We start from the raw sequence: 15049 nt of genomic DNA, 5'->3' as shown, positions 1-15049 counted from the left end.
TGGACCATGGCAAGAGCGACCAGACGCCGGCAGGTCTCCTGGCTCACGGGTCATCGCTTGATGCACGGCCTTCCCAGGCCTCGCAGGATTTAGCGTCCGGCCCAGTGGCTGGCGGATAGGTCAATGCCTATCCGCGCATGTACATCGCGCTCACCGCTTACAGTTGCAGGGACAGCCTCGGATTAGGGTGGCGAACCACCTTCACCGCGTTCCCTATTAAGTCCCTCTCGGGACACCGGCGCGATCATGTCCTGGCCGCTTGGCGCGTCCCGGACGGCGCTCCTGTAGTGAAATTGTGCGGTGCAGACAAGCGGGCATGGGCATTCCCGTTGGCGGTCCATTATCATTCCGTTGCAGGCTTTTGATTTTGGGGCCTGTTCCGGCCCCCTGGCGCAAGAGCCAAGCCGTCTCGGCCTGCGGCCTCCCTTGGCGATCAGGCGGTATCCCCACCCTTCCGCGCTGCGCTTGTGCAGGGCGGGTGATCCCCCTCCCCCTGATCGGCCCCGATTTGCGCCATTCCCCGACCCGCTTCGCCAGCGGGCAGAAGCCGATGGCACCCATCGCCTTCGGCTCCGATTTTGGAAGGGAAACAAGCATATGGCTCGCAGCACCACCCGCAGCGCAAAGGCCGCACGGATCGACATTTACGAGGAAGTCACCAACCAGATTGTGGCATTGCTGGAAGCTGGCACCCGCCCTTGGTCGCCGTCCTGGGCATGCGGGGCCAGTTCGCTTCCGTTGCGTCATGAAGGCACGCCCTATCGCGGCATCAACATCCTGCTGCTTTGGTCCGCCGCCATGATGCGCGGCTATGCCAATCCCTATTGGATGACCTACCGGCAGGCCCACGAACTTGGCGGGCAGGTCAGGAAGGGCGAGAAGGGCAATCTCGTTGTCCACGCGGGCACTTTCACGCCGAAGGATGATGACACCGACCAGCGCCAGAGCGGCGATGATGAGGAGGAGAGCAGCCGCGGCTATCTGAAGAAATATGTCGTGTTCAACGTCGAGCAGATCGACGGCCTCGACATGGGCAAATATCCCGCGCCATCCATCGAGATCAGGAACCGCGACGAGCGTGACAGCGAACTGGATGCTGCCTTTGCCCTCTATCCCGTTCCCTATAGCGAGGGCGGCACCAGCGCATTTTACAACAGCGTCAGCGATCGTATTCAGATGCCCGCCTTTGCCGACTTTGTAAGCGGCAATGCCTTTTTCGCAACCCTCGCTCATGAGGCTGTCCACAGCACCGGCCATAGGGATCGGCTGAACCGCGAAACACTGCATCGCTACGGCGAGAGCCGCGAAATGCGAGCCGCCGAGGAACTGATTGCCGAGATCGGCGCCGCGATGCTGTGCGCCCAGCTTGGCATGGAACCCACCGAGCGGGAAGATCACGCCGCCTATGTCGCGTCCTGGCTGACCGCCTTGCGGAACGACAAGCGCGCCATTTTCAGGGCCGCCACCGCCGCGCAGTCCGCAAGCGAACATATCCTGTCCTACATGGCAGGGCATCCCATCCAGCGCGCCGCCTGACAGCGAAACGGGCAGTGGAATGCCGCTGCCCTCCCCATCCCTATTTCCCAAGGACTGACCCATGAGCCTCGAATTTACCTACGCCGAGAAGATCGAGCGTATCCGCTTCCTCAACGATGCAGCGCGCCAGCAGCCCGGCGTATCGGGCCGTGCAACTATGACGATTGGTTTTGCCTCGCTTGATGAGCGTGACCGTCATGAAGCTGTGTCCCAGATCATTGCTTTCGATCAGTTTGACGAGGGTAACGACCCTTATGCCGAACATGATTTTGGCGCTGTCTATCGCCTTCATACGGGTGAATGGATGCAGCGCCGTCCCGGCAAGGAAGATGCCATCAGTCAGACCATATTCTGGAAAATTGACTGCTATGACAAAGCGTTGGAGTTTGGCAGTGAAGCCCCTTGGGATGACGAACGGACAACGCGCCTGCTGACAATCATGCTGGCGAGCGAGTATTGAATATCGCTGCCGCCCCGCTCGGCGGGGCGGCCATATGGGCTGTTGGTCAATAGCGATTTATTGTGTTTTCGCTCCATTCTGGATAGGATGCTGAGAGGGCAATTTACCATGCTTGAGTTCGACATCGGGGCGGTCAGAGTGCAGATTACGGCGATGGATTTCATGCGGGGTGAGGCGGCTGGCGAGCTTGCTGGCTGATCCCCTTGGTATCCGATGACCCTGCCTCCGCCCATGACGGCGATGAGCCTGTACAGGCCCGGACGGGGCCGGGAGGCATCGCCTTTCTTCCTCCGCGTGATCCTCCCATCGGCCAGCGTTACCGCATTTCCCTTGGAAAAATTCGGGATGAACTTGACCGTTATCTGCCAGCGGCGCGCCGTGAGGCGGCGGACCGCCTTCAGGCGTTGGTCAAAAATGGCGCGCCTGAGCCTCGCATCGTGGCTGCGCGGATCGAACTGGCCTATCTCCGTCATGCCAAAGGTCCGACCTATCAATCGCATTTGCTGACCCATTTGGGGCACAGGGAGGTCGATGCCGTTATTTCCCCGCAGCAAACGCCCCTGGAGCGGGTGCGAGAGATCGGCGCTGCCCTCGCGACGCGCATCAACAGTCAACAGCCGGCGAACATCTTGCGCGCTGTGCGTTCGCTGGAACGGCCGATCCTGGCTCCCGGCCAATCGCCTGCCCATGAGGGCCTGGCCGAGACCTTCCTGAAAAATAACCCCGACCAGAATAAGGCCGATCCCCGCTTTGCTGCCGCGCAGGTCATTGTCGACAAGATACAGGCCGTTTCGCAGGCGCGCGGCGATGGCCCCCGTCTGATCGAAGCGGCGACCGATGCTGCTCGCACGGCGGTCGCCGCCAATATCAGGGCTGGGAAGCCTGTTGACGATGGAATCTCCTTGCCCCTCTCCCCTGCTCCCAATGGGCCGGACAAGGGCAGAAGCCGCTAACGGTCACGCTCGCGCGTGGCGCAGTTCATGGCACCGTCAGCCCTCCTTGACGGCCTCTGATGCAGGGGAACACCAAGGGCGGCCGCCCTTTCGTTCCCGAACAAAAATAGACCGCCCGTGTAATCCGCCAAGCCCGGTGGTCCGCCGCCCTTTGGGGCGGCGACCAGGCTAAGGCGGCTCGCCCGCGCCAGCGGTCGATTTTTGCCCTCCCTCCCCGTCCCGCTCCTCGCCGGAGTGGCAGAGCCGCAGGCCGCAGGCAGCGGCTTTCAGCCAAGGAAGGAGGTCAAAAGAATGACTTACACACGGTATCGAGGCGATCCCTACTGGAAACGCGCGAAGGTGGACGGGCTGGCCGTTGACGGCACCCCCTACAAACGAGGCGAGCGGGTTTTCTACTACCCGCGCACCGGCGCGACCTACGCCGGAGACGCAGCGCACCGCGCATCGGTCGAGTTCGAGGAACTGGCCGCCTTGGAGGGCTGACCCTCCCCTTCCCCATTCGATCATTAAGATTTTCAGGAGCTACCATCATGGCTATCATGACCGTCAAACTGTCGCAGCTTCGCCTTTCCCCGCTCAACACGCGCCGGGTTAAGCCTTCCGCGATCAACTCCATGGCCGACGACATTGCGGCGCATGGCCTGTTGCAGAACCTTGTCGCCTATGAAGAGGATGAACTGTTCTGGGTTTTCGCAGGCGGACGGCGCTATCGTGCGCTCAAGGAACTGGTGAAGCGCAAGAAGATCGCCAACAGCGATTTGTTCCCCATCGAATTGCGGACCAAGGAAGAGGCCATCGAGCTATCCTATGCCGAGAATGCGGCGCGTGAGGACATGCACCCTGCCGATGCGATCCGGGCATTTGCCGCGATGCGCGATATCGGCATGTCGGCGTCGGAGATCGCGGGGCGGTTCGGTTATTCCGAAAGCTATGTGGCGAAGATGCTGCGGTTGTCGGCGCTCAATCCCAAGCTGATCGACATTCTCTCCAAGGACCAGCTTACCCTTGAGGCGGCGAAGGCGCTCACCCTGTCGGACGATCATGCCGAGCAGCTTCGCGTTTTCAAGGCGTCGAGCGGCCAAGCTCACCGGATCAGGAGCATGTTGACCGAAGAGAAATTGACGACGCAGAGCGGCGCGTTCCTGTTTGTCGGGCGCGATGCCTATATGGAGCATGGCGGCACAATCACCCCTGACCTGTTTTCGCAGGGCGATGGCGGCTATGCCGACAATCCTGAAATCGTGGAGGAATTGGCCCAAGCCAAGCTGGACAGCGTGGCCGGGGAATATCGGTCGGCGGGCTGGTATGAAGTGACTGCGACTTTCGATCAGCCCTATGACCTCTACAACAAGGGCTACCTCTATCCGGCGGAGCGGGAGCCGAGTGAGGTGGAGGCCGAACGCATGGCCGCGCTGGATGCCGAGATGGAGGCCATTGCCGAAGCCGAAGGGGAGGATAGCGACCGCATCGCGCCCCTGATGGAAGAACGGGAGTCCATTGCGGCGGGGCTGCGATCCTACAATGCCGATCAGAAGGCTGTGGGTGGCGTGGCGCTCTGGATTTCGCGGGATGGCTCCCTTGGTGAGCGTATCTATCGCGCCAAGGCCGAGAAAAAGCCCAAGGCAACGGGCGCGACGGGCGGCCCTGCCCCGCTTTATCCAAATAGTCTCTACGCCGACCTTAGCCGGATCAAGACCCAAATCGTGCAGGAGGCGGTTGCCGCCAACCCGGCGCTGGCGCTCGACGTACTTCTGGACTCGCTGGCTGGGCAACTGTTGCATGGCGCACAGGGCTATAACCTCGCGCTGGAATTGAAGGCGGAGACGGTTGCGACCGACGTTCCCGACGACATGATGGCGACCAGCGATGTTCGGCCTGTCGAGGAAATGATGGCATCCCGCTTTGCGGCGCTGCCGATCGAGGGGCGGTTTGAGGCGATCCGCGCCATGGCGGACGACGACAAGATGGCCCTTATGGCTGGACTGGTCGCCGTGATGCTGGACGGTACGATATTCGCTGGCGGTTGGCCATCAGAACGGCACCATCATTTCGAGCAGATCGCCAAGGCGAGCGGCGTGGACATGGCGGAACGGTGGACCGCGCCCATCGCGCTGTTCGACCGCATGAAGCGCGCCTCGCTCATTTCGCTTCTGCGTCAGGAGACGGGCGATGCCAGCGCCGACAATTGCGCGACGATCAAGAAGAAGGCGGACCTTGCTGTCAACGTGTCGGGGCGTCTCCCCGGCAACTGGCTCCCTGATCCTTTGCGAATTGGTGCCTTCGACATGCCGGAGCAGCCGGGCACGGATGAGGCCGACGCCGTTGAAGATGGCGGGTGCGATGAGGATGCCGACGAAATGGCATGAGTGGACCGGGGGGCGGCGCGAGCCGTCCCCCTTTCCTTCCCATGGCCCTCGGTGAGATCGGCGCGATGGCCCTGCGAACCCATCGCGCCTCGCCGCCTGACACCGGCGATGGTGCCGCGCTCCCAAGGTCGTGCGGCACCAATGTCTCAATTAAACAAAAAATGTTCGCCATAAGAGAATTTCAGTTGACTCTGATAGAACTTATGTCTAAACAGGCGCAAGGCAAACGGGATAGTGGCAACAGCCCACCTTAAACTCTGGGTGAGAAATCACCTGCGGGACCGACTTCGGTAGGTTCTCCCACTTGTCGGCAGGTCGAGGGGCCTCCCGCGCCACGCGGGAGCCGCCGCCGTCCCCGATAAGGCGCGTCCGGGTGGACCGGACGCGAAGGGTTAGGGGGGGTGCTTCTTCTCTAGTTGTTACTCTTGTTGGTGGAGCTGGCTTCAATTCCGAAGCGAGCATAACAGGAGTATAGTCCATGGGTCCAACCCTACCGAATGCCGAGAAGAAGCGTGCGAGAGCAAGTCGAAGTAAGCACCCTATCCGGGATGCTCTGCTGAGACCGAAGACATGGAAGGCTGCGGTCGCGATTTTGGGAGCAATTCTCAAGATCGTCCGGATTGGCGCGAAGTTCTGGGACATGTTCGAGTAAACCCCCCTTAATTTCTTACCAACAAAGGGGATTTGTTGGAGGACATGGAAAATGTACAACAGAGCATTGAAAGCCATAAGGCAATATCACAGGCTATCTCAATCTGATCTGGCTGATCAGCTGAACATATCGCGTTCTTATTTGAATGAGATTGAACGGGATAAAAAAGATCCAAGTTTAGAGGTTTTAACTAAATACGCAAATAGATTTGATATTCCTTTGTCGTCACTTCTACTATTTGCAGAGCAAACGAATGAAACTACGTATGATAAGGCTAGGGTGTTCTTCGCCGACAAGGTTTTGAAGATGCTTGAATGGGTAGCCGAAGGGGAAGAAGATGAGCAAAGTTCGGCGGACAAGCGGCCCGCAGATACCCATTGATCGGTGCCATTTATTTGGTATCCGGTCTCCCCACGCGCTTGCGAAGCGATTGGGGTGGGAACTGAATAAGCTCGACCTTCTAGCCGCAGATGGCGGCTATCGCGTTTTTAAGCATAAGGAAACGGGGCGGCAGATTCAGGAACCTGGCGCCGCCCTTCAAAGCCTGCACCGCCAGTTGCATCGGTATCTCGCACGAATCCAGGTGCCGGATTACCTTCACTCGGCGGTGAAAGGTAGGTCATATTTGACCAACGCACGTGCCCATGTCGGCGTCGGATCGTTGGTAAAGATCGATATCGCCAAATTCTACCAATCCGTCCCGCAGCATAAAGTCATGCATTTCTTCCGCGACACGCTGAATTGCGCGCCAGATGTGGCGGGATTGTTGGCAAATCTCATTTGCTTTCAGGGTAAGCTGGCCACCGGAAGTTCGATCAGTCCGATCATCTCCTACTATACCTACAAGGGTCTGTTCGACAGCATCGCCGAGGTCGCCGCGCGCAACGGCTTGGTGATGACCTGCTATGTCGATGACATCACCATGTCGGGTGCAAATGCTTCAGGCCTCGTCCTACATGAGGTGCGGACCATGATTTTCCGCGCGGGCCTTCGCGCGCATAAAGATCGTCACTTCCCGATTGAAGGTGCGAAAATCGTCACGGGCGTTATGGTTGGAGAACGCGGTATCGGCCTGCCTTTTTCTCGCTGGCAGAAGATACGTGAGCAGGTGCGCGAGTTGGAGCGGTGCGCTGATCCTGTCCGCAAACTGGAACTTTATCCGCGCTTGGTTTCTCGCCTTTATGAGGCGACGCAAATTGATCCGAGGTGCCGTGTTCGTGCGGAATATTATCACAATCAATGGCGGCAGCTAAAGCGAAACGCGGTCGCGTCGGCAACGGTTCCTCTTTCGATAGCAGAAGCGGCCTGATAGTTGCGGCGCTCCACTAAGGCGCAAGCCATGGATATTAGACAGGAAGTGTCACACTATTATCCACAAGCGCCTCATGGGATGTAGCTTGGCTCTCCAGATACTTCGCCAACATCTCTTCATGATGCCGTTTCCTGCTCTCTAGGTGGCGGGCGGGCGTGTACTCCGGGTCTGGTGCATGGGCTGGGCTTAGCTTCGCGGATTGGCGAAGCCTACCGGCCAGCCCCAAAGCCTTTAGACCAAGTCCGATGAGTTGCGCTCGCACCTCGGCGTCACCGCCATCGGGTGGATCGAAATCGTAGAGATAGCTGATCTTTGAGTTCATCGCTTCGACGGCGACCTGGAATGCAAAAGCCTCTTCGGTCAGGCGGATGCCTACACGCTTCCATTCAATCTCGTGAGGAAACGCTGGCAGATCTGGAAGCGATCCATAATCCGTCCCGGCATGGCCCCCAGAAGAGATATGAGCTTCGATCTCGCCCAATCTGTGTGAGCATTCACCAGCATATTGCTCGAAGATGATCTGCCCCCACCGAGTGGACCGATTGGTTTGTTAGTGGATTAAAGCCGCTGCCGCCATATCCGGGTGGAGGTGGAGCGAAGCGGAACCGGAAGCCGGATATGGCGGTGTCGCCGTTTCCGGGGCCGGCGGCCGATAGCCCAGGCTGCTATGAGGGCGGACAGTGTTGTAATGCCGCCGCCAGGCTTCGATCAGCACCTTGGCCTCGGCGAGACTGTAGAAGATTTCGCCATTGAGCAGTTCGTCGCGAAGCGACCCGTTGAAGCTTTCGTTATAGCCATTCTCCCATGGTGATCCAGGTGCGATGTAGAGCGTTTTCACGCCGATCTGCCCCAGCCATTTCTGGACGGCAGTCGCGATTCGCTGCCGTTGTCAGACCGGATATTCGCTGGCGGACCACGCGTGACGAACAGGTCAGCCAAGGCCGCCAGCACGTCTTCGTGACGGAGCTGCCGGGCAACGATCAGGGCCAGGCACTCCCTGCTGGCCTCATCGATGATGGTCAGGATGCGGAACTTGCGGCCATCATGCGTTCGTCCCTCGACGAAGTCGTAGGCCCATACATGCCCCGGATATTCGGGCCGCAGGCGGATGCAGGATCCGTCGTTGAGCCAAAGCCGCCCGCGCTTTGGTTGGCGCTGCGGCACCTTGAGCCCCTCGCGCCGCCATATCCGCTCGACCCGCTTATGGTTCACCGTCCACCCCGCATGGCACATGCAACGCCGTCACCCGGCGGTAGCCGTATCGGCCATATTGCTTCGCCAACGCGATGATGTCCTCCGTCAGCGCCTGTTCGTCATCCGCCCCGCGCGGCACTTTACGCTGTGTCGATCGATGCTGACCCAGAACCCGGCAGATCCGTCGTTCGGATACCGGAACTGGAAGTTCGCGTCGCACATGATCGATGCAGCGCCGTCGCCGCGCGGGGCTTAGAAGTTTCCCTTGGCAGCCTCCTGCAGGATCAGCTTGTCCAGGGTCAGGTCGGAAATCGCACGGCGAAGCCGCTGGTTTTCCTTCTCCAGATCTTTCATCCGCCGCGCCTGGTCGGTCTTCAGGCCGCCATACTCCTTGCGCCATCGGTAATAGGTTTGTTCGCTGACCCCGATCCGGCGGCACGCCTCGGCAGTCGAGGCCCCCTGCGCCAGCACAATCTCAACTTCACGCAGCTTGCTGATAATCTCTTCCGGCTTGTGCTTCTTGCTCGGCATTCAATGTCCCTTTCGTGGTCCAGACTAGCATAGTCTCTGGGCCACTCAGCGGGGGGCAGATCAAAGAATAAGGCGACATAGAGAACTGAGAATTTAGATTCCCGTGCCAGCGTCCAACGGTCCTTCAGCCAGATTGCCGCTTGAGTTGCTCCTGACGTTACTACTGCCGTGACCAATATCGTCAGAAATGCCATGATGTATTTTCCCCCTAAGCATTAATCGTCATCGACCTGCTCTTCTTCGACTCGCTCTTCGGGGAATGGCGCGACCAAACCCTCGGCCTGTGCGCGACGAGTCAACCGTTCACCTTCGTCGGTCAGCGCGTTGATCCCGCCGATACCGATGTTACGCTGCGCGGGGAGCAACGTCCCGAACTCCTCCGAGAGAGCCCGAATGAGTTCAAGTCCGATACCATTGCAGCGATACTCCTCATCGACGTGTATGTAGGTGATCGTCGGCGAGACTACATAACCGCGCCCGAGATCGTCCTCGCCTGTCGTTCTGACTTCGCCGATCTCCTGCCCGGCAGAATAGGCGAACGCATCATCGCCTTCGACATCGATCCGCACCTCAACGATTTCGCCCGTGCGCTTTGTCACTTTCACCGGCCTGTCCCCTTATAGCATCCGTTCAACTAAATAACTGTCGGCGCGGCGCGGGCCAACCGCCCTGTTCCATTTGCTCAGCCAGATCCCGTGACGAGAAGCGGCGAACTGATGATGCCGCAATGAATTGGGCTCCCAGCGCCAAGCGGACGACCTGCAGGCGCTTCAAACCTGCGGGTGAGTAGCGACTGTCGACATAGGGTGGCAAGGCCGCAACGATCCTTCCTATCTCGCTGTCGTCCCGATGCGGCAACTCCGTAGCCAGACGGTCGGCAAGCCGCTTCAGATCATGGCCCTCGGCTCCGCGCTTCCGGAAGGATTCCGGATCGGCACCGTTCTGGACGAGCGCGGCCTTCAGCGACAATTCGACTGCGAGACAGATGGGCTGAATGACTGAGTCGACGCTGAACGTACCCGGCAAGGTATTGGCGAAGTCGGACACGTTCGACGTGGCCATGCGCCAGAGATCCAGCCCACCACCGGCACTGCCACGCATGTCGTCCGCCCCATAGGTTAGGTCATGCAGATCGGCAAATGCGAAGCTGGTGCCAGAGGCAATATCGCGATCCTCCCTGCACCAGGTCCACCACTCCTGATCGGATGCGAAGCCGAGCCCCTTCCAAACCTGGACCCCCATAGATCCAAAAACAACTGGAACCGTGACGCGCCTTACCTGATCGACTACCGCCACTATGCCAATACCCATGCCGGGCCAGTTGTCGCGCACCTCCGGCATCATCTCGGCATATGCATCCATGATGCGTATAACGTCGGGGTTGCCGCCTGCCCGAATCGAGAAGACATCCCCAAGAATCTCGCTTGCAGCCCGGAACGGACGCTGATGAGGATGAACTCCCGCCTCGGCATATCGAAGATCAAGTTCACGCAAAGTCTGAATCGTCCAGTCGGTCATCCCGCAGCGATAGCCGGGCACCAGTTTGGCGTCACCCCAGTAAGCAGCGCAATGTATCTAAAACCGTCCGACCCCTCCGAGACTGTCAATCGGCGCCGCATATCCAACCATCTTCCCGCTGTTAGGGAAGCGCATCCGCACCGCCATTGTCACCCCCTCGGTCAACCGCTGGCCGCAAGGCCCTGAACCTGCCGCAAGATATCCGCGCCGCTTAAGCGTTCACCGATTGTTCGCCCTTAGCTTTGTTTGGCGTACTTTGCACGCTCTGCCCTCAAGCCGGAAGGGTCTCGATTTTGGGAAATGCGCGGACGTGGTAAATCAGTGATTTACGATCTCTCGCACTGCACAAAAATGTTGGACGAATATGACTTTAATGTAATATTGATGCTTCAAAGTATGATTGATGCATGAGGGTAAAAATGAAGGTCGTTGGCAAGGTATTCGAACCGCTCCCGGACGGTACCGAAGCCAAAAATGGCCACATTGGCCGCAGCTTGCGTGAAATACGAACCTTGGCTGGCCTCACGCAAGCTCAGGTTGCTGATCGTCTTAACATTGGCCAATCCGCCGTTACGAGGCTTGAAAATCGCAAAGACATTCGCGTGTCGACGCTGCGCGACTATCTCGGCGCGCTGGGGGCGACGCTGCGTATTCACGCTCAGTTCGAAGATGCAGCTGCGATGATCAACAGCCTGCGAGAGGCTCACTATCGCTTCGAACAGGTCGATGAGAACCAGCTTCTACTGCCCATCATTGGCGAGGACCGGCTTCCACCTCATCGTGACGTTGTCTTCAGCATCAAGCCGGAATACAGCCGGAAGATCGCCAGCGGCGAGAAGACGGTTGAGCTGCGTCGGCGATTCCCGATGTCGGTGCCGGCCGGGACCACTGCTCTGATCTATGAGACGAGCCCGACCCGTGCACTATCGGGCATCGCTGAAATCGGCGAGGTCCATAAACGGTCGCCGCTTGAGATCTGGAAGGCATTTGGGGATCGTGCCTGCATTGCCCGTAAAGACTTTGATGCCTATTTTGATGGTGCCGACCGCGCTTTTGCCATTGAGCTGACGCATGGTCGGCCGCTGCCTCGTCCTTTGGGGCTGAGCGAACTTAGAGACCGATTTAGCTTCGAACCACCGCAGTCCTTCCTCTACGCGACGCCCAAGATGCGAGAAGCCCTTCTGTATGAGCGCGCCCAGATTCCTGATTGATACCAATGTCTTCATCGGCTTGGAAGACCATGCCGAGGTGGCACCTCACTTCTCTTCCCTGCAACAGCTTGCGGGGCGGCATGGCGTCGAAATTTTCGTCCATGAAGCAGCGATCGACGACATCAGGCGCGATAAGGATGAAACGCGTCGTCGCGTTTCGCTTAGTAAGATCAAGAAATTCCCCGTAATCGGGAAGATGGCGGGGGTCGACCAGACGGCGCTTGAAGCGAAATATGGTCGCATTCGTCGTCCCAACGATCTGGTCGACGCGACCCTGCTCCATGCGCTGGACATCGGCGTCGCAGACTTCCTCGTGACGGAGGACCAAGGCCTTCACGAACGCGCGGAACGGATATCCTCGACTTTTGGCGCTCGGGTTCTGTACGTCGCAGACGCCGTCTCCTTCCTGCGGACCACTTACGAAGCGGTGGCTGTGGTCTTCCCCGCGGTGGTGGAGATGGAGGCCAACACAATATCCCAGGACGACCCGATCTTCGTGAGCCTGCGCGGAGACTATCCGGGCTTCGATGACTGGTGGCGCGAGAAGTGCGTCAAGCCGATGCGCAAGTGCTGGGTCGTCATGGATGAAGGCAGGGTGGCGGGGCTTCTGGTGCGCAAGGACGAAAAGCCCGGCGACACCGACGCCACCCTGCCAGGGCAGAAGATTCTCAAGATCTGCACCTTCAAGGTGCGCGCCGAGAGCCGCGGGGTGAAGCTGGGCGAACTCCTGCTGAAGCAGGTGCTTTGGTACGCCCAGTCGAACAACCACGACGTGGTGTATCTCACGACCTTTCCGGGGCAGCAGACGCTGATGGCGCTGCTGGAATATTTCGGCTTCCGCCATACGCAGGACAATGCGAACGGGGAGAAGGTCTATGAGAAGATGATCGGCCGTGATCGGCTTGTGCCGCCTCAAGGCATGTCGCTTTTCGACCTTGCTCGCGAAAATTATCCTCGGTTCGCGACCGGAGACGGTGTCGCCGCCTATGCGATCCCGATCCAGGAAGAGTTTCACGAAATCCTCTTTCCGGAACTGGTGAACCGCAGCCAGCTCAGCCTCTTTAGCGACACAGGTTTCCAGCGGCCTGGGAATACCATCCGCAAGGTCTATTTGTGCCGGGCGCCCGCGCAGCTAACCCAGCCGGGTGCGCTACTGTTCTTCTACAAGGGCAAGTCAGGTTCTCAGCCATCGCAGGCGATAACAACCGTTGGCGTGTTCGAGGAGATGAAGCTCGCCCATTCGACCGAGGAACTGCGCCGACTTGCAGGTGGCCGCTCTGTATACAGTGATACGCAGCTCAGAAATTTGGCTGCGACGCCAAGCCGCCCTGTGAAAGTGATCAACTTTCTCCTGGCCGCTCATCTTGAGCCGCCCATGCAGCTCGCCACCCTCAAGAGCAGCAGCGTATTCGCCGGGCACCCGCCACAGTCGATCAAGAACCTTCTGCCGGCTCAGCAGATGTCGGTTCTCGGGCAGGGAGCGTTTGGGTTCGCGATATGAAAAGACGGATAGCGATCCTCGGCCTGTCTGGCGTCGGCAAGTCCACGCTCATTGGAAGAATTCGTGAGACCGTGCCCTTGCTGCATTTGCAGGCCAGTGGGTTGATCAAAGCCGAGCAGGCGCATCGAGAAAGGAGCCCGGATAGTTCGGAAGCCCTGCGGACCGGGGCCGTGATCGACAATCAGTCGCTCATGATCGCAGCCTACAGACGGGAGGCTGCGGCTACCGATCTGCCCATCGTCTTCGACGGGCACAGTATAATTGACGGCCGAAATGGCCTCATCGAGATTCCGGCTTCGGTCTTCGCGGAACTCGAACTGGATGCGATCTGCCACATGGCGGCTGATCCCCATGTGATTGCCGCGCGACGTCGCGCAGATGTCGGTCGCGAGCGGCCGCATCGCGACATTCCGACTCTGGAGCAGCATCAGTATCTGGCCGAAGCCCAGGCCCGACGCATCGCGGATACCCTAGGACGCCCCTTCATTCTCATCGCAGAGGGCGAACTCGGCTCCGTGCTGGATTTCATCAGCGGGGCATGTGATCGAGCCGCCCACTAACGATGCGTTGCAGCCCGGCGGCTGGTTGGCTTGAGCTGGCGCAAAGGACAAACTCAAATTCAGCCTCTCAGCGGCAGCTATCGTCAAGCGTCTCCTCCGCAGCCGACTGTCACTAAGTCCCACAGTCGCCCATTGACGCCCGCTAATCATCCGCGAAACGCGCCGCGAGCCGCGCGCTCGCACCGTTGCGCGCGGCCAACCGCGCCCCATAGCGCAGCACCGTCTTCGGGTCGCGCCAGCGATAGGCTTGCATGATCGCCGGAAGCCCCTCGTTCGCCGCGATGCTGTCCTGCGCCACGCCGACCCGGATCGAATGGCTCGACACCGCCGCGACCCAACGTTCCATCTCGGCCTCGCTCATCGCGCCGAGCAGCTTTTTCGCATAAGCCGCCCGGATCAACCGACGGTAAATCGGGCTGATGCTGTTGGCGTGCAACGGCGTGTCCCCGACCCCCAGCACCGATCCGTCGAAATGCGTTCGCACCCGCCGGAACAGCGGCCCTTTCTCGATTCCCGCCTCATCCTGCCAGCGCGCGATCGCCGCCATGGTCGCGCGCGACAAATAGGCATAGGCGCCTTGCCGTTCCTGGTCGGTCTTGCTCTTCGGCAGGAGCAGGCTCCCCTCCCCGTCCGCTTCCTCGATATGACGGAGCTCGATTCCGACCAGTTCGGACCGGCGGCAGCCGCTGTCATAAGCGACGCGCAGCAGCGCCGCGTCGCGCAGGCCCATCAGGTCGCGGCGACAGGCGAGGAGCAGGTGCGCGAGGCAGACCCCCGCAGCCGGGCTGTCGAGGTCGGCGATGTCACCCTTGTAGCGGATCGCGCGCGCCTGGCGCGGCGCGACCCCCAATTGCTTGCGCGCCGCCTTCTTCTCCAGCTTGACCAGCGGCGCGGCCGTTGGATCGGCGAGCCCGGTCATGCGATAGGCCCAGCCGACATGGACGCAATAGCGCTCGATCGTCGCCATCGCGCGGATGGTCCAACTTGAGGCATCGATCCCCGCCAGCGCCCGAACCCAAGCGGCGACGGTGCGCGCGTCGGCGGCCGACGGCGGCACGCCCTGGCTGCGGCACCATTGCCCCCAAAGCACGAGATCGGAGGCGAAAGCGCGGCGCGTGTTAACCGACCAGCCCCGCACCGCCGCGCCAATCAGCTCGATATCGACCGGCCGCCCCGGTCCGACCAGGCTCTGGACGTCGGCGACGACGCCGGCCAAGACCTGTTTGGATGCGGGAGAGAGAGCGCTTTTAGGCAT

The 15049-nt window shown here is 59.9% G+C and carries 14 protein-coding genes, 1 pseudogene and 1 riboswitch; of the genes and pseudogenes, 10 read left to right on the top strand and 5 right to left on the bottom strand.

Annotated elements, in window-relative coordinates; translation table 11 throughout:
* Nucleotides 1-11: 11 nt before the first annotated feature.
* A riboswitch (cobalamin riboswitch) is annotated at nucleotides 12-255 on the bottom strand.
* 342 nt (nucleotides 256-597) lie between these two features.
* The 7 genes from ACZ5YV_RS17295 (at nucleotide 598) to ACZ5YV_RS17265 (ending at nucleotide 7276) form a co-directional block, all read left to right on the top strand.
* Nucleotides 598-1536, top strand: a complete 939-nt coding sequence (locus tag ACZ5YV_RS17295; protein WP_464789972.1) for an ArdC family protein — start codon at nucleotides 598-600, stop codon at nucleotides 1534-1536.
* A gap of 61 nt (nucleotides 1537-1597) precedes the next feature.
* The gene (locus ACZ5YV_RS17290) at nucleotides 1598-1996 is read left to right on the top strand and encodes a DUF3768 domain-containing protein (protein ID WP_464789971.1); all 399 of its coding nucleotides are present in this window, start codon (nucleotides 1598-1600) and stop codon (nucleotides 1994-1996) included.
* 203 nt (nucleotides 1997-2199) lie between these two features.
* Nucleotides 2200-2949 (top strand): hypothetical protein, encoded by a 750-nt coding sequence (locus ACZ5YV_RS17285; RefSeq protein ID WP_464789970.1) that lies wholly within the window; start codon nucleotides 2200-2202, stop codon nucleotides 2947-2949.
* Nucleotides 2950-3240: 291 nt separating this feature from the next.
* Nucleotides 3241-3432 (top strand): hypothetical protein, encoded by a 192-nt coding sequence (locus tag ACZ5YV_RS17280; protein ID WP_464789969.1) that lies wholly within the window; start codon nucleotides 3241-3243, stop codon nucleotides 3430-3432.
* Between the two features lie 47 nt (nucleotides 3433-3479).
* Entirely contained in the window at nucleotides 3480-5315 is a 1836-nt protein-coding gene (locus ACZ5YV_RS17275) for a ParB/RepB/Spo0J family partition protein (protein ID WP_464789968.1), read from the top strand.
* 703 nt (nucleotides 5316-6018) lie between these two features.
* The gene (locus ACZ5YV_RS17270) at nucleotides 6019-6348 is read left to right on the top strand and encodes a helix-turn-helix domain-containing protein (RefSeq protein WP_464789967.1); all 330 of its coding nucleotides are present in this window, start codon (nucleotides 6019-6021) and stop codon (nucleotides 6346-6348) included.
* Complete coding sequence (locus ACZ5YV_RS17265) at nucleotides 6305-7276, top strand: reverse transcriptase family protein (protein ID WP_464789966.1); 972 nt, start codon at nucleotides 6305-6307, stop codon at nucleotides 7274-7276. The genes ACZ5YV_RS17270 and ACZ5YV_RS17265 overlap by 44 nt, the downstream gene beginning before the upstream one ends.
* Before the next feature lie 37 nt (nucleotides 7277-7313).
* Here ACZ5YV_RS17265 and ACZ5YV_RS17260 read toward each other — a convergent pair whose 3' ends face one another.
* The 4 genes and pseudogenes from ACZ5YV_RS17260 to ACZ5YV_RS17245 form a co-directional block, all read right to left on the bottom strand.
* Entirely contained in the window at nucleotides 7314-7760 is a 447-nt protein-coding gene (locus ACZ5YV_RS17260) for a hypothetical protein (RefSeq protein ID WP_464789965.1), read from the bottom strand.
* Nucleotides 7761-7829: 69 nt separating this feature from the next.
* Nucleotides 7830-9004 (bottom strand): annotated as a pseudogene (locus ACZ5YV_RS17255) (IS3 family transposase).
* Between the two features lie 215 nt (nucleotides 9005-9219).
* Nucleotides 9220-9609 carry a hypothetical protein gene (locus tag ACZ5YV_RS17250; protein ID WP_464789964.1) on the bottom strand — a complete coding sequence of 130 codons (390 nt, stop codon included), beginning with the start codon at nucleotides 9607-9609 and terminating at the stop codon, nucleotides 9220-9222.
* Nucleotides 9610-9634: 25 nt separating this feature from the next.
* Nucleotides 9635-10522 carry a HEPN domain-containing protein gene (locus ACZ5YV_RS17245; RefSeq protein ID WP_464789963.1) on the bottom strand — a complete coding sequence of 296 codons (888 nt, stop codon included), beginning with the start codon at nucleotides 10520-10522 and terminating at the stop codon, nucleotides 9635-9637.
* 419 nt (nucleotides 10523-10941) lie between these two features.
* Between ACZ5YV_RS17245 and ACZ5YV_RS17240 the strand changes: the two genes are divergently transcribed.
* Genes ACZ5YV_RS17240 through ACZ5YV_RS17230 form a run of 3 tightly spaced genes read left to right on the top strand, consistent with a single transcriptional unit; the run spans nucleotide 10942 to nucleotide 13794 of the window.
* Nucleotides 10942-11733: a helix-turn-helix domain-containing protein gene (locus ACZ5YV_RS17240; protein WP_464789962.1), complete on the top strand. Its 792-nt coding sequence runs from the start codon at nucleotides 10942-10944 to the stop codon at nucleotides 11731-11733.
* On the top strand, nucleotides 11708-13234 hold the full coding sequence (locus tag ACZ5YV_RS17235) for a GNAT family N-acetyltransferase (protein ID WP_464789961.1): 1527 nt from the start codon (nucleotides 11708-11710) through the stop codon (nucleotides 13232-13234). Before ACZ5YV_RS17240 ends, ACZ5YV_RS17235 begins: the two co-directional genes overlap by 26 nt.
* A complete protein-coding gene (locus ACZ5YV_RS17230) occupies nucleotides 13231-13794 on the top strand; it encodes an ATP-binding protein (RefSeq protein WP_464789960.1) in 564 nt (187 codons plus the stop codon). The genes ACZ5YV_RS17235 and ACZ5YV_RS17230 overlap by 4 nt, the downstream gene beginning before the upstream one ends.
* Nucleotides 13795-13936: 142 nt before the next feature.
* Here the strand turns inward: ACZ5YV_RS17230 and ACZ5YV_RS17225 are convergent, their stop codons facing one another.
* Nucleotides 13937-15049, bottom strand: coding sequence for a tyrosine-type recombinase/integrase (locus ACZ5YV_RS17225; protein WP_464789959.1), 1113 nt, complete (start codon nucleotides 15047-15049; stop codon nucleotides 13937-13939).

The organism is Sphingobium sp. TomTYG46 (assembly GCF_055396345.1).
The sequence above is the reverse complement of the archived record's forward strand: the minus strand, read 5'-3'. Positions and strand labels throughout refer to the sequence as shown.